The 14,195-nt window shown below is 74.1% G+C and carries 11 protein-coding genes; 5 read left to right on the forward strand and 6 right to left on the reverse strand.

What is annotated here, in order from left to right; translation table 11 throughout:
* Positions 1-55: 55 nt before the first annotated feature.
* A complete protein-coding gene (locus ACH47X_RS05985) occupies positions 56-2,266 on the reverse strand; it encodes a DEAD/DEAH box helicase (RefSeq protein WP_397402349.1) in 2,211 nt (736 codons plus the stop codon).
* A gap of 63 nt (positions 2,267-2,329) precedes the next feature.
* Between ACH47X_RS05985 and ACH47X_RS05990 the strand changes: the two genes are divergently transcribed.
* Positions 2,330-2,974, forward strand: a complete 645-nt coding sequence (locus ACH47X_RS05990; RefSeq protein ID WP_397402351.1) for a pyridoxamine 5'-phosphate oxidase family protein — start codon at positions 2,330-2,332, stop codon at positions 2,972-2,974.
* 68 nt (positions 2,975-3,042) lie between these two features.
* The gene (locus ACH47X_RS05995; RefSeq protein ID WP_397402353.1) at positions 3,043-3,672 is read left to right on the forward strand and encodes a hypothetical protein; all 630 of its coding nucleotides are present in this window, start codon (positions 3,043-3,045) and stop codon (positions 3,670-3,672) included.
* 4 nt (positions 3,673-3,676) lie between these two features.
* Here the strand turns inward: ACH47X_RS05995 and ACH47X_RS06000 are convergent, their stop codons facing one another.
* Positions 3,677-4,336 (reverse strand): GNAT family N-acetyltransferase, encoded by a 660-nt coding sequence (locus ACH47X_RS06000; RefSeq protein WP_397402355.1) that lies wholly within the window; start codon positions 4,334-4,336, stop codon positions 3,677-3,679.
* 347 nt (positions 4,337-4,683) lie between these two features.
* On the opposite strand from ACH47X_RS06000, the gene ACH47X_RS06005 reads away from it, so the two are divergent.
* Positions 4,684-5,061, forward strand: coding sequence for a helix-turn-helix domain-containing protein (locus ACH47X_RS06005; RefSeq protein ID WP_397402357.1), 378 nt, complete (start codon positions 4,684-4,686; stop codon positions 5,059-5,061).
* A 52-nt stretch (positions 5,062-5,113) separates the two neighbouring features.
* Here ACH47X_RS06005 and ACH47X_RS06010 read toward each other — a convergent pair whose 3' ends face one another.
* The gene (locus tag ACH47X_RS06010) at positions 5,114-6,199 is read right to left on the reverse strand and encodes a glutamate--cysteine ligase (RefSeq protein ID WP_397402359.1); all 1,086 of its coding nucleotides are present in this window, start codon (positions 6,197-6,199) and stop codon (positions 5,114-5,116) included.
* A gap of 7 nt (positions 6,200-6,206) precedes the next feature.
* Positions 6,207-8,102 carry a 1-deoxy-D-xylulose-5-phosphate synthase gene (dxs, locus tag ACH47X_RS06015; RefSeq protein ID WP_397402361.1) on the reverse strand — a complete coding sequence of 632 codons (1,896 nt, stop codon included), beginning with the start codon at positions 8,100-8,102 and terminating at the stop codon, positions 6,207-6,209.
* 173 nt (positions 8,103-8,275) lie between these two features.
* Between dxs and ACH47X_RS06020 the strand changes: the two genes are divergently transcribed.
* Positions 8,276-9,727 (forward strand): GuaB1 family IMP dehydrogenase-related protein, encoded by a 1,452-nt coding sequence (locus ACH47X_RS06020; protein WP_397402363.1) that lies wholly within the window; start codon positions 8,276-8,278, stop codon positions 9,725-9,727.
* A gap of 58 nt (positions 9,728-9,785) precedes the next feature.
* On the opposite strand, the gene ACH47X_RS06025 is transcribed toward ACH47X_RS06020, so the two are convergent.
* A complete protein-coding gene (locus ACH47X_RS06025) occupies positions 9,786-11,837 on the reverse strand; it encodes a HelD family protein (protein ID WP_397402365.1) in 2,052 nt (683 codons plus the stop codon).
* 109 nt (positions 11,838-11,946) lie between these two features.
* Positions 11,947-13,140: an MFS transporter gene (locus ACH47X_RS06030; RefSeq protein WP_397402367.1), complete on the reverse strand. Its 1,194-nt coding sequence runs from the start codon at positions 13,138-13,140 to the stop codon at positions 11,947-11,949.
* 154 nt (positions 13,141-13,294) lie between these two features.
* On the opposite strand from ACH47X_RS06030, the gene ACH47X_RS06035 reads away from it, so the two are divergent.
* A complete protein-coding gene (locus tag ACH47X_RS06035; RefSeq protein ID WP_397402369.1) occupies positions 13,295-14,185 on the forward strand; it encodes an aminoglycoside phosphotransferase family protein in 891 nt (296 codons plus the stop codon).
* Positions 14,186-14,195 lie beyond the last annotated feature (10 nt).

Genomic DNA, 14,195 nt, shown 5'->3' on the forward strand with positions numbered 1-14,195 from the left:
ACCCGAATCCCCCTTGATGCGGATATCACACTTAAATGGGCGGCGAAGGGTCAGGTCATGGTGTGCGGCTCAGCCGCTCCTGTTCCTCGGCGAGGATGGTCCGTGACAGCGTGGTCTCCGTCGGCGCGGCGACGTCCACGGCCGACGGCGAGGCGTCGGTGATCTCGGACTGGCGGGCGAACTCCTCGAACAGCGCCGACTTGGACCCGAGGATCTCCATCATCCGCTGGTCCACGGACTGCTCGACCAGGAGCCGGTGCACCTGGACGGTGCGGGTCTGGCCCATGCGGTGGGCACGGGCGACGGCCTGGGCCTCGATGGTGGGCTTGACCTGCGGCTCGCAGAAGATGACGACGCTCGCGGCCTGCACGTTGAGGCCCACTCCCCCGGCGGTGATCTGGCTGACCAGCACGGACGGCCCGCCGGGGGTGGACAGGGCGTCCACCATGGTCTGCCGCTCGGGCACCGGCACCGAGCCGGTCAGCGGCCCGACGGCGAGGTCGCCGAGCAGGTCCATCACCTGCTCCAGGACGGACAGGAAGTAGGAGAAGACGATGACGCGGCGGCCCGCGTCGACGGCCTCGGTGACCAGCTCGCGCAGGCGCACCAGCTTGGCGGAGTCGCCGGCGTCCGACACCGCGAACGCCGCGCGGCGCATGGCCATGAAGTTCCCGGCCAGCACGGCGTCGCGGTAGGCGGCGCCGTCGACGGGGCCGAACTGCTCCCACTCCTCGACCTGCACCATCTCGGGCAGCTCCGTGAGCACGTCCTCCTGGTTGCGGCGCAGGTAGGCGGGCGCGACGATCCGGCGGAACGCCTTGGCGCCCGACAGGCCGGCGTTCGGGTCGAGCTGGCCGGCCACCTCGGGCTGCAGGTAGGCCACCATGTTCTTGAACTCGGCGACCTTGTTCTCCATCGGGGTGCCGGACAGGAACAGGACGCGGTCGGACCGGTCGGCCCAGCGCCGCACCTCGCGGCCGCGCAGCGTCTCGGGGTTCTTCACGTAGTGCGCCTCGTCGACGACCATCAGCGCGGGCCGCAGGTCGTGGGGCAGGTCGAGCCGGCCGAGCACCTCGAAGGTCGTGACGGCGACGCCGCCGCCGGTCACCCAGCGCGCGGCGGCCTGCTCGCGGTCGGTGCCGTGCAGCACCACGGCGCTCAGGTCGGAGTGCTGCTCCACCTCGCGCTTCCAGTTGGTCACCACGCTCGCGGGGCACACCACCAGCACGTGCGTGCCTCCCGTGGCCACCAGGTGCGCGGCCACCGCGATGGACTGCATGGTCTTGCCGAGCCCCATCTCGTCGCCGAGGATCGTGCGCCGCTGCACCAGCGCGTACTTCGCGCCGAACTGCTGGTAGCCGCGCAGGTTGGCGCGCAGCAGGGACCGGTCCAGGGGCTGCGCCTCGACCCGCCGCACGACGTCGGCGGGCAGGCCGCCCTCGGCGGCCTCGTGGTCGTCGCCCAGGTCCACGACCTGGGAGAGCAGGCCGTAGTACTCGGCGGACCGCGCCTCGAAGTCGGCCCACACCTCGCCGCCCTCCGGCGGCTGCCCGACGGCGGCACGCACCGCCCGCGCGTCGTCCGCCAGCCGGGCGGCGCGCACCTGGGCGTCGAGCACGGAGACGGCGGCGAAGGCGGCGGCCTTCTTGTCGGCGGGCGCGACCAGGCGCCGCCAGACGCTCGTGGCGAGCTGGGCGGGCTCGAGGTTCCCGGGGACGACGTCGGCCACGCGGCGGGCCTCGTCGAGGTGCCGGTGCCGGGCGTCGGTCGCCAGGCCGAACGCGTACAGGGCCTGGACCAGCACGGTGGCGTACGGGTCGTCGGGGTCCACGTCGATGCGGAACCGGAGGTCGGCGTCGACCTCGTCGGCCAGCTCACGGGCGGCCGACGTGGCGAGCTTCGCGGTGCCGGCGCCGATGCCGGCCTCGACCAGCCGGTCGGTACCCGCCACCAGCACCTGGGCGACGTGCTGGTAGCCGGCCTTCTCCAGGACGGCGACGCGCAGCTTCTTGCGCCGCTCCTCCAGCGCCGTGACGGACACGGCGCGCAGGTCCGCGTGGACCCGCACCTCACGGGTTGCCGTGTAGGCGTCGCGGACGCGCTCGCGCAGGCCGAGGTCCGCGGTGGTGAGCAGCCGGGCGTCGTCGAGCAGCGCCTCGGCCTGCTCCAGGACGCGGCGGGCCGCGCGGGCCTTCCAGGGCCGGAGCGGGCCGGTGGGGGCGGCCGGGGTGTCGGCAGGGCTGGGGAGGGTCGTCTGCTCGGTCATGGCGCTGCGAGCGTACCCGGATGGTCTGACATGCCCCATTTACGCCGGGGCTATGTTGAGGGCATGACCAACGAGCAGAGCAAGTTCGGCGGGACACCGGTCACGACGGTCGAGGAGCTCCGGGAGATCGTCCCGCCGCCGCTGGAGACGGCGGCGAACAAGGTCCGTCCCGCCCTGCACGAGCTCGACCGGCAGTGGCTGGCGGCCTCGCCGCTGTGCCTGGTCGCGACGTCCGACGCCGAGGGCAACCTCGACGTCTCCCCCAAGGGGGACCCGGCCGGCTCCCTGGTACGGGTGCTGGACGACCGCACGATCGCCGTCCCCGAGCGGCCCGGCAACCGGCGCACCGACGGGTTCCTCAACGTGCTCGCCAACCCGCACGTGGGACTGATCTTCGTGATCCCCGGCCGCGGCGACACGCTGCGGGTCAACGGCCGCGCCCGGCTGGTGCGCGACGCGCCCTACCTCGCCGAGCTCCAGGTACGCCGCAACGTGCCGGTCCTCGCGCTGGAGGTGGACGTCGAGGAGGTGTTCCACCACTGCTCGAAGGCGTTCCTGCGCTCGAGGGCCTGGGACCCGGAGACCTGGGGCCAGGACGAGGTGCCGCGCCGCGCCGTCATCTCGCGCACGCTGGAGCGCAGGAACGACAGCCTGGAGGAGCTCGACGCGTACTACGGGCCGCGGTACGCCGAGACCATCTACGGCTGAGCGCGCGGGCCGGGGTGAACTTCGCCGCTCTGGTTGGCAGTCCCCGGACACGGAGGGACGATGCGAACATGTCCGTGCCTCCTCCGGAACCGCCCGCCCCCGGCCCTGCCCCGCGGCGGACCGGCCCCAAGGTGCTCACGTTCACCGCGCTCGGCGTCCTGCTGGTGGGCATGATCGTGGCCGTGGTGGGCTTCGCGGCAGCCGCCCGGGGCATCGTCGAGCTGGTACCCACCGACCTCGTCACCAGCGAGGGGACCGCCGGCAGCGACGCCCTGGCCCTGGGACCGTCCACCACTCCCGTGGCCTTCGACGTCCAGGAGCGGGGCGCCTACCTCGTCGTCGAGGTCTCGCGGGACTCGTCGACCAGCCTGCCCACCTCGTCGGTGAGCGCCCAGGGACCGAGCGGCCCGGTGCGCATGAGCCGGCCGGACCAGCCCGGCTCCCTGGAGGTCAACGGCTGGGCGGTGCACCCCGTCGGGATCATGGTCCCCGACGAGGACGGGACGCACGCGATCGTCGTCGACCCGCAGGTCGCGACCGACGACGTGAGCATCGCCGTGAGCGGCCCCTTCAACGCGGAGAGCGTGGCCGGGATCGGCGGCAGCGGACTCGTCCTCCTGCTCGGCCTCCTGATCGGCGGGCTGGGCTTCCTGCTCCTGATCGGCGGCATCATCTGGTGGGCGCTCGCCAAGAAGTAGTGCGTCACGCGCCCAGACCGAGCATCGCCCGGACCGGCGCCACCCCCGCGAGCGTGACGTCGGGCCGGTGCAGGTCCGGGCGTGCCGCCCACATCTCGCGGGTCATCCGGTAGCGGTTCTCCGTGGCCGCCGTGCCCTGCCGGTCCACGAGCGCGACGCCGTTCGGCGCGTAGCCGAGCGACCGCGTCACGCCGTTGGACTCCGGGTTGTCGTCGAAGGCCTCGGTCGTGGCGTCGGCGGCGTCGAAGCCCTCGAACAGCAGGTGCAGCGCCAGCAGCCGCATGCGCTTGCCGAGGCCCTTGCCGTGATGCTCCAGGCCCAGCCAGGAGCCGGTCCCGGCCGAGCGCGTCGCGGCGAACGCCTTGGCACCCACGCTCTGGACGCCGACGGGCTCGCCGTCGAGGAACACGCCGAGCTCCAGCGCCCAGGCCTCGGGCGCGATGCGGCCGCGCGACGCCCAGTGGTACTGCAGCAGCCCGCGGCGCACCTCGTCCGGCTCGCCGATGTTCCACGGGACGAGGAACGGGCTGCGCTCGGGCGGGTGGATCCCCGCGACGGCGAGGTCGGCCAGCCGGACGAGGTCGGTGTCGTCGGGCAGGCGCAGCTCGAGGTCATCGGAGGTGACCCGGAGCCCGAACGGCGGGAAGGCGCTCGCGAGATCCATCGCCCGACCGTTCCAGGTGCCGCCGGGCCGGGGCAACCTGAAATCGGCCGACGGCGTGTCGCGCTCCGGAGCAACCCACACCCGGACGAGGGGTGCTGGCTGGGCTGCATTTCATTCACCTGGGACACGGGTGATCCACGTGTGCTGAACAGTTCGGCTGAGCCGAAAATCTCGGTAGCAGCGTGAACGAAATGCGGCCCAGCCGGCACCTCCCACCCGACCGTGCTTGACCCCGAGAGGTACTCGCACATCGGCCGCAACAGGCGACCGTGCACGCGCTGCGTCGAGTCGGAAACCGGGCCTGTGGACAGCGCTCCCGAGCTCCCGGGAGCGGGCAGGCTGGGTCCATGGCGCGCACCAACTACGACCCGCTCGACCGCAACCCGATCTTCGACGGCACCCTGGACCCCGATCTCGACGACGACGTCGAGGCCGACGACGCCGGGGTCACCCCGCGACCCGCGCCCAACCTGTACCGGGACGGGCTGGCGCTCGTGTGCGCGGCGGCCATCCGGTTCGAGGCCGCGCGGCGCGGCCTGAGCCAGCAGCAGATCGCGGCCGAGGTCGGCCTGTCGCGCGCCGCCGTCTCAGCCCGGTTCCGGGGCCGGACCGCCTGGACGCTCGACCAGGTGGGCAGGCTCGCGATGCTGTTCGGCTGCGACCCTTCCGTGCTGGTCACGGAACCACGCCAGCCCGTTCGGGAGCTCGCCGGGAACTACCGGTGAGCGCCGGGCCGGCCGCGGCGGGACCGCGGCCGGCGGCCGGCGCACCCCGGGCTCACATCAGGGTCGCGTCCGCCGCCTCGAGCGCGACCGCGCCGAGATTGCCGCCCGACTGGACCGCCCAGGCGTGCTGGCGCATCGCGCCGTTGCCCTGGGACCAGAGCCCGCCGAGCAGCTCGGTCACGGTGTCGAGATCGCCGAGATCCACCAGAGCGTCGCGGACGTGTTCCACGAGCGCGCCGACGACGTCGTGCGCCGGGGCCGGCCGCCAGGTCCGCGGGTCCACGAGGGCGCCCGACAGGCCGGAGCGGCCCGCCCGCCACAGGGCGGTGCGCAGGATCTCCACCGGCACCTCCGGCGGCGGTTCGTCGCCCGCCCGCGCCGCCGTCTCGACGAGGCCCCGGGCGAGCGCGGCCAGGAGTGTCGCCGTGTCCGCCGAGAGGCACACGTCCGCGACCCGGATCTCCACGGTCGGGTACCTGGCCGAGAGCCGGGCGTCGAAGTAGACCATCCCCTGGTCGAGGATCGTGCCGGTCGCGACCAGGCCCTCGACGGCGGCGTGGTACGCCTCCGGCGTCCCGAAGGTCCGGGTCGGGCCCGCCGTCGGCCAGCGCGACCAGACCTGCGAGCGGAAGCTCGCATACCCGGAGTCGTCGCCCATCCAGTACGGCGAGTTCGCCGACAGCGCCAGCAGCGGCGCGAGCCACGGCCCGATCCGGTCGAGCACCACGACGCCCTCGGCGTCGTCGGCCACCGCCACGTGCACGTGGCAGCCGCTCGTGAGCTGCTCGCGCGCCGTCAGGCCGAACTCGGCGCGCGCCTGCAGGTAGCGGAGCTTGCCGACCGTGGTCCCCGCGAACGCCAGGGGCGACGTGCCCAGCGCGGCGATCCGGGCGTCGTGTCGCTCGGCCGCAGCCTGGGCGCCTGCCCGGCCCTCCCGGATCGCCGCGGCGACGTCCTCGAGCGTCGAGCGCGGCGGCGTGGCCGTCTCGATCTGCTCCTCCATGAACTCGTGCTCCAGCGGGCCGTCGTCCGGCTCGGCCGTGCCGAGCACGTCCTGGGCGCGCGCGATCGGCGCCCCGTCCTGCCCGACCAGCATGAGCTCTTCCTCGACGCCGACTGTGCGCCTGTTCGTCGTCACCGCGGCGTCACAGCAGGGCGAGCGCCGCGAGGGCGTCCCGGGTCGCGTCGGCCGCGGTCATCCGCTGCGCGCGCACGATGTGGTCCCGGCTGGCGTGGTCGAGGAACTGGACCGGCAGGCCCATGTGCACCTGCGGCGTGCCGATGCCCTGCTCCCCGGCGCGCTGCGCCAGCATGTCGCCCACGCCGCCGTCGACCACGCCGTCCTCGAGCGTGACCACCAGGTCGTGCTCGCCGCAGAGCTTGACCAGGTTCTCCGGCACGGGCAGGACCCACGTCGGGGAGGCCACCGTGACCTCGACGCCGTGCGCCGCGAGCGCGGTACCGGTCTCCATGGCGCAGGCCGCCATCGACCCCACGCCCACCACGAGCACGCGGCGGCTCACGGCGCCCTTCTGCCGGGTCGGGTCCGGCGCGAACCGGCCCACGACGTCGACACCGTCGAGCTCCTCGACGGCCGGGATGTCGTCGCCGAGGGCGCCCTTCGGGTAGCGGACCACGGTGGGCGCGTCGTCGACGTCGACGGCGGTGCGCAGGGCGGCGCGCAGCGTCGTCTCGTCGCGGGGCGCGGCCAGGCGCAGGCCGGGCACGATGCGCAGCATCGCCATGTCCCACATGCCGTTGTGGCTGGCGCCGTCGTCACCCGTGATGCCGGCGCGGTCCAGGACGAAGGTGACGCCCGCCTTGTGCAGGGCGACATCCATCAGGACCTGGTCGAACGCGCGGTTCAGGAACGTCGCGTAGACGGCGACGACGGGGTGCAGGCCGGCGAACGCCATGCCCGCCGCCGACGTCGCGGCGTGCTGCTCGGCGATGCCGACGTCGAAGGTGCGCTCCGGGAACTGCTCCTGGAACGGCGCGAGGCCCACGGGGTGCAGCATGGCGGCGGTGATCGCGACGACGTCGGACCGGCGGCGGCCGATCTTGACGATCTCGTCCGCGAAGACCTTGGTCCAGCCAAACCGGCTGGCGGCGACGGGCAGTCCGGTCTCGGGGTGGATGACGCCGACGGCGTGGAACCGGTCGGCGATGTCCTCCTCCGCGGGCTTGTACCCGCGGCCCTTCTCGGTGATGGCGTGCACGATCACGGGCCGGCCGTACGCCTTGGCGCGGCCGAGCGCGCGCTCGAGCGCCTCGGTGTCGTGGCCGTCGACGGGGCCGATGTACTTGATGCCCAGGTCCTCGAACAGGCCCTGCGGCGCGACGACGTCCTTGAGGCCCTTCTTCAGGCCGTGCAGCCAGCGCCAGGCGAAGCGTCCGGGCGGGCCGGAGCGGTGCAGGGCGCGGGTGCCCCAGCTCAGGAACGCCTCGTAACCGCTGGTGGTGCGCAGCGTGTCGAGGTGGTTGGCCAGGCCGCCGATGGTCGGCGAGTAGGAGCGGCCGTTGTCGTTGACCACGATCACGAGCTTGCGGTCGCGGCTCTCGGCGATGTTGTTCAGCGCCTCCCAGGCCATGCCGCCGGTGAGCGCGCCGTCGCCGATGACGGCGACCACGTGGTCGTCCTTGCCGCGCACCTGGTTGGCCTTGGCGATGCCGTCGGCCCAGGACAGGGCGGTGGAGGCGTGCGAGTTCTCCACGACGTCGTGCTCGGACTCGGCGCGGCTCGGGTAGCCGGAGATGCCGCCACGCTTGCGCAGGTCGGAGAAGTCCTGGCGGCCCGTGAGCAGCTTGTGCACGTAGGACTGGTGGCCCGTGTCGAACACGAGGGAGTCGCGCGGCGAGTCGAAGACCCGGTGCATGGCGATGGTCAGCTCGACGACGCCGAGGTTGGGCCCGAGGTGCCCACCGGTGCGCGAGACGCTCTCCACCAGGAAACGGCGGATCTCCTCGGCGAGCTCCGGCATCTGGCCGGGCGTGAGAGCCCGGACGTCCTGCGGCGAGCGGATGTCGCTCAGCAAGCCCATGCGCGTCCTTTCGTCGTGCCCGGTGAGGGGCGAATCGGGGCCCCACTCTAAGGGGAACCGACCACTCCACTGTGCCACGTCAGGGTCGCCTCCCATGCCTGTCTCCGATACCTCCACAACGATGTGGCAGGACTCATAGGCACAGGCAGGCAAACTCTTTACTCTTGGTGAACGTGCGATTCCTCCACGAGCAGTCCCAGGCCACCGACCTCACCTATGGCGACGTCTTCCTCGTGCCGTCGCGCTCGGACGTCACGTCACGGTTCGACGTCGATCTGTCCTCCGACGACGGCACCGGGACGACCATCCCTGTGGTCGTCGCGAACATGACCGCCGTCGCCGGCCGGCGCATGGCCGAGACCGTCGCGCGCCGCGGCGGGCTCGCGATCATCCCGCAGGACGTCCCGGCCGACGTCGTGGCCGGCGTCGTCGCGGACGTCAAGGCCAAGGACCCCGTCATCGAGACGCCGGTCGTCGTCGCCCCGCAGGACACCGTGCACAGCGTGCTGACGCTGCTCGGCAAGCGGGCGCACGGCGCCGCCGTCGTCGTGCAGGACGGCCGGCCCGTGGGTGTGGTCACGGAGTCGGACTGCGCCGACGTCGACCGGTTCACCCGCGTGGCCGAGGTGATGTCCGCCGAGCCCCTGCTCCTGGAGGCCGCCCTGCTGGACGGCCCGGGCGGGCTGGAGGCGGCGTTCGACGTGCTGCACTCCGCGCGGCTCGACCTCGCGCCCGTGGTCCGCGACGGCCTCCTGGCCGGGGTGCTGACCCGCAAGGGCGCGCTGCGCTCCTCGATCTACAGCCCCGCCCTGGACGCGGCGGGCAGCCTGCGGATCGGCGCCGCCGTGGGGATCAACGGCGACGTCGCCGCCAAGGCGAAGGACCTGCTGGCCGCGGGCGTCGACGTGCTCGTGGTCGACACCGCCCACGGCCACCAGTCCAAGATGCTCACCGCGCTGGAGGCCGTGCGCTCCGTGGACCCGGACGTGCCCGTCGTGGCCGGGAACGTCGTGACCGCCGACGGCGTGCGCGACCTCGTGGCCGCCGGCGCCGACATCCTCAAGGTCGGCGTGGGCCCGGGCGCCATGTGCACCACGCGCATGCAGACGGGCGTCGGGCGGCCGCAGTTCTCCGCCGTCCTGGAGTGCGCGGCCGCCGCGCGCGAGCTCGGCAAGCACGTCTGGGCCGACGGCGGGGTGCGCCACCCCCGCGACGTCGCCCTGGCGCTGGCCGCGGGCGCGTCGCAGGTGATGGTGGGCTCCTGGTTCGCCGGCACGTACGAGTCCCCCGGCGACCTGAAGGACGACGGCACGGGCCGCCTGTACAAGGACTCGTTCGGCATGGCCTCCGCGCGCGCCGTCGCGGCCCGCACCGCCGGGAGCGGCACGGCGTTCGCCCGGGCCCGCAAGGCCCTGTACGAGGAGGGCATCTCCACCGGCAAGATGTACCTCGACCCCGCCCGGCCGGGTGTCGAGGACCTGCTCGACGAGATCACGTCGGGCCTGCGGTCCTCGTGCACCTACGCGGGCGCCCGGTCCCTGGCGGAGTTCTCCGAGCGCGCCGTCGTGGGCATCCAGTCGGCCGCCGGGTACCAGGAGGGCATGCCGGTCGCGACGAGCTGGTGAGGCGGCAGCTCAGGCGGCCGGGCCCTCGGTCGGCCGAGCCCGCGGTTCGGCCCCCGGCTCAGCCGACCACGACCAGCCGGCGCGTCGGGCGGGTCAGCGCGACGTAGAGGTCGCGCTCCCCGCCCGGGCGCGCGGCAGTGATCCCGTCCGGGTCGGCCACCACGACGGCGTCGAACTCCAGGCCGCGCACCTGGGAGACGGGCACCACGCGGACGTCGGTCGCGGCCAGCGCGGCGGCGAGCTCACCGACGCGCGCGTCGGCCGCGACGACGGCGACCAGCTCGTCGGGCTCCGCGGCCGCGAGCGCCCCCGCCTCCTGGGCCACGGCGGCGACGAGATCGCCCGGCGCGGCGACCGCGACCTGGCGGGGCGCGTCGCCGTGCCGCACCGCGCGCGTCGGCGCCTGGTCGGGGGCGATCCGCGCGAGCAGGGGCGCCGCCTCGGCGAGGACCTCCGCGGTGGTGCGGTAGCAGACGGTAAGGGTGCGCACGTCGGCGCGCCGGGCCAGGTCGGCGCCCAGCGCGTCGGCCCAGGTGCGGGCGCCGGTCGCTGGGCCGGCCTGCGCCAGGTCGCCCACGACGGTCATCGAGCGCCCGGGGCAGCGGCGCAGCACGGAGCGCCACTGCATCGGTGTCAGCTCCTGCGCCTCGTCGACCACCACGTGCCCGTAGATCCGCGCGGGCGGGCCGTTCAGCAGGTGCTCGGCCTCGTCGAGCAGGGGCAGGTGGGCTGCGGTCCAGGCCGGGGTGTCGGCGTCGGGCACCGCCAGCTCCGGGTGGGTGTCCAGCAGGTCCAGCACCACGTCCTGGGCCACGAGGTAGGGCCACGCCTCCTCGACGGCGCGCTCCAGGGCGACGTCCTCTCCGAGCTCCGCGGCGAGCGCGCCCGGGTCCAGCTCGGCCACGGCGGCGGCGTGGCCGAACCTTCCGCCGTCGTCGGGGGCGAAGCCGAGCCGGGCCAGGTCGCCCGCCGCGGCCTTGTCGACGTCCACGCCGCCGGTGAGCACCTCGATGTCCTCGTCAAGCTTCGCGAGGAACACGCGGGCGCGGGCCTGGACCTCGTCGGCCACGACGTCCACCACGAGGTCCTTGAAGATGGCCCGGGCCTGGTTGTGCGGCAGCCCGGCGCCGCCGGCCGTCTCGCGCGCCTCGGCGAGCGCGTGCTCGTCGAGGGTGACGGGGTCGCCGTCGACCAGCACCGTCAGGGTGCCGGACGGCGCCTGGTACCCGCGCACGACCTCGGCCAGCGCGTCGGCCAGCCGCGGGTCGCCGGCGGCCCGGCGCAGCGCGTGGCCGGCCGCGGGTGCCTCGGGCAGTCCCAGAGCGTCGGCGACCAGGCGGTCGACGGTGCTCAGGGCGACATCGTTCTCGCCGAGGGACGGGAGCACCTCGGCGATGTAGTCGAGGAACCGCGTGCCGGGGCCGAGCACGAGCACGCCGTCGGCCCGCGCCTCGTCGAAGCCCGCCAGGACGTACGCGGCCCGGTGCAGCGCGACCACGGTCTTGCCGGTGCCGGGGCCGCCCTCCACCACGGTGAGGCCGCGGTGCGCCGAGCGGATGATCGCGTCCTGCTCGGCCTGGAGCGTCGCCACGACGTCGCGCATGCGGCCGGTGCGCCGCGCGCTGATGGCCTCCAGGAGCGGCCCGTCGCCGACGACGTCGTGCGGCCCGGGCTCGGTGCCGTCCAGGATCTCGTCGCTCACGCGGGAGACCCGGCGGCCGTCCAGGGCCAGGTGCCGGCGGCGGCGCAGGCCCATCGGGTGCACGGCCGTGGCGGCGTAGAACGGGCGGGCGGCCTCGGCGCGCCAGTCCACGAGGAGCTGGTCGTCGCCGTCGCTCAGCCCGGTGCGGCCGATGTGCAGCGTGCGGCCCTCGGCGTCGTCGATCCGGCCGAAGCAGAGGTGGTGCTCGGCAGCGTCCAGGGTGCGCTCCCGGCGGCGTAGCATCGCGACGCGGACCTCGCGTGTGTAGGCCTCGGCCGGGTCGGTCGACGAGGCGCGGACGGCGTCGCCGAGGTCGGCCCGGACGCGGCGGGCCTCGCCGTCGAGCCGGGCGTACAGGGCGTCGACGTGCTGCTGCTCGGCGGACTGCTCGGTCTGGCGTGGCTGCACCGGGTCTCCTTCTTGTTGGCCTGGGGTCAACGCAAAGGAATCACGGAACGTTCCCGGCCACCTAGCTCCCTCGTTGGCAAGCACCAACACGCCGACGGCCGCGCGTGGGTCACCGCACGGGCTTCGACGCGAGCGTGACCGCCGCGCCGAGCGCGATCGCGGCCGCTGCGACCACGGTGGTGCCCGTCCAGCCGATCCAGCTGACCGCCGCGGCGCCGAAGGCGGTGCCCAGGCTCCCGCCGACGAAGTAGACGATCATGTAAGCACTGTTGAAACGCGCGGGTGCTCGTGGGTCGATCGCCAGCACGGTGCTCTGGTTGGCGACCTGGGCGGCGAACAGCCCGCCGTCGAACAGTGCCAGGCAGACGAGCATCGGACCAGGCTCTCCCAGGACTAAGCCCATGACCGTTGCCGCGATGCCGGCCAGCGCCAGCCCCGCCAGGATCACCGGGCGGGCCCCGAGCCGGTCGGTCTGCGCCCCGGCGATCCGGGTCGCGAGGATCCCGGCGAGTCCGGCGAGGGCATACAGGCCGATCCGCTCGGCCGAGTAGTGGTACGGCGGCCCGGACAACGCGACCGCGATGGCCGCCCAGATCGCGCAGAAGGCGAAGAACCAGGTCGCCCCTCGTGCGGCGGCCAGCCGGAGGGTCGTGAACCGCCGGAACAGGCCCGGCATCGAGCGAAGGGTTGCCAGGTATCCGCTCCGTGCGCCTCCGCTAACCCCGGGCAGGAGGAGCAGTGCGCCGCCCGCGACCACCAGACAGGCGGCGCCGAAGGTGAGGAGCATCCCGCGCCAGCCGACCGTGTCGGCCAACCAGCCACCGAGGATGCGGCCGGCCAGGATCCCGGCCGAGATCCCGGCGGTCACCGTGCCGAGCACGGTCGCGCGGCGCCGGGCGCTGGACAGCCGCCCGGCGACCGAGCTCAGGCCGGCGCCGACCGAGGAGCACAGCCCGCTCAACAGGACGCACAGGCCCAGCAGCCAAGCGTTCGGGACGGCCGCGGTCGCGCCGATCGAGGCGGCCAGTGCGACGAATTGCGCGGCCAGCACGTACCGCGGCGGGTACCGGTCGACCAGCGGCACGAGCAGGCCGAGACCGATCAGATAGCCGGCCGGTCCGCAGGCCAGCGCCAGGCCGACCGCCGCTGTCGACGACCCGAGCGAGCCGGCCACATCGGCGATCGCAGGCTGCAGCGGGTAGATCGCCGCCGTCCCCAGCGCGGCCGCGATCGCCATGAAGAGCACGACCGGGGCACGAAGGTCGGTGGCGCTGGTGGAGTTGTCCGCGAGCTCGGTGGTCACGACAGCGACCCTAGGAACAATCCCGGCCGACTACTGGCGGGATCCGGACGCCACAGTCACCGCGGCCGCACCGGCGACCATTAGCCTTGGCTCTCCATCCGGTCACGAGCCCAGCGCGTGGCCCGGAACCAGCACACGGAGACAAGGAGCCCCCGTGGTCGCCGCCGACCTCGACGTCACCATCGACCTCGCCCGGTCCCTCCTGGCCGAGCAGCACCCCGACCTCGCCGACCGCCCGCTGCGGCTGGTCGCGAACGGCTGGGACAACGTCATGCTGCGGCTCGGCGACGACCTCGCCCTGCGCCTGCCGCGCCGCGAGATCGGCGCGCGGCTCATGCGCAACGAGCACCGGGTGCTGCCCCTGCTCGCACCCCGGCTGCCCGTCGCCGTGCCCGCCCCGGTCCGCACCGGGGAGCCCAGCGCGGCCCTCGGCTACCCGTGGCCGTGGGGCGTGGTGCGCTGGGCCGACGGCGTCGCGGCCGCGACCGTCCCGGCGGCGCGCCGCACGCCCTGGGCCGAGCACCTGGCGCGCGTGCTCGTGGCGCTGCACCGGCCCGCACCGGCCGACGCGCCCGAGAACACGTTCCGCGGGGTCCCGGTGGCCGAGCGGTCCGCGAGCCTGGAGGAACGGATCCCCCTGCTGCCGGAGCGGTACCACGCGCGCGCCCGGGAGCTCTGGGCCGAGGCCGTCGCCGCCCCGGTGTACGACGACGCGCCGGTCTGGCTGCACGGCGACCCGCACCCGGCCAACCTCGTGGCCGACGGCGACCGGTTGTCGGCCGTCATCGACTTCGGCGACGTGACCAGCGGCGATCCGGCGTCGGACCTCGGCATGGCGTGGCTCACCTTCGACGCGGCGGGTCGGGAGCGGTTCCGTGCGGTGATCGACGCCGAGGCGCGCGACGGGCGCGGCTGGGACGCCGGGATCTGGCGCCGCGCCCAGGGCTGGGCGGTGCTGTTCACGTCCATCTGCTTCGCCTACCCGGACACCCACCCGATCATGGTGCGTGTCGGGGAGCACGCCGTGGAGCAGCTCTTCGCCTGAGGGGCCGGGC

The organism is Promicromonospora kroppenstedtii, assembly GCF_044389675.1.
Classification (GTDB): domain Bacteria; phylum Actinomycetota; class Actinomycetes; order Actinomycetales; family Cellulomonadaceae; genus Promicromonospora; species Promicromonospora kroppenstedtii.

Coding starts and splice junctions, on each gene's coding strand:
- ACH47X_RS06000 (WP_397402355.1), bottom strand. CDS start 4,336: ATGGATCTCGCGAGCGCCTTCCCGCCGTTCGGGCTCCGGGTCACCTCC.
- ACH47X_RS05985 (WP_397402349.1), bottom strand. CDS start 2,266: ATGACCGAGCAGACGACCCTCCCCAGCCCTGCCGACACCCCGGCCGCC.
- dxs (WP_397402361.1), bottom strand. CDS start 8,102: ATGGGCTTGCTGAGCGACATCCGCTCGCCGCAGGACGTCCGGGCTCTC.
- ACH47X_RS05995 (WP_397402353.1), top strand. CDS start 3,043: ATGTCCGTGCCTCCTCCGGAACCGCCCGCCCCCGGCCCTGCCCCGCGG.
- ACH47X_RS05990 (WP_397402351.1), top strand. CDS start 2,330: ATGACCAACGAGCAGAGCAAGTTCGGCGGGACACCGGTCACGACGGTC.
- ACH47X_RS06005 (WP_397402357.1), top strand. CDS start 4,684: ATGGCGCGCACCAACTACGACCCGCTCGACCGCAACCCGATCTTCGAC.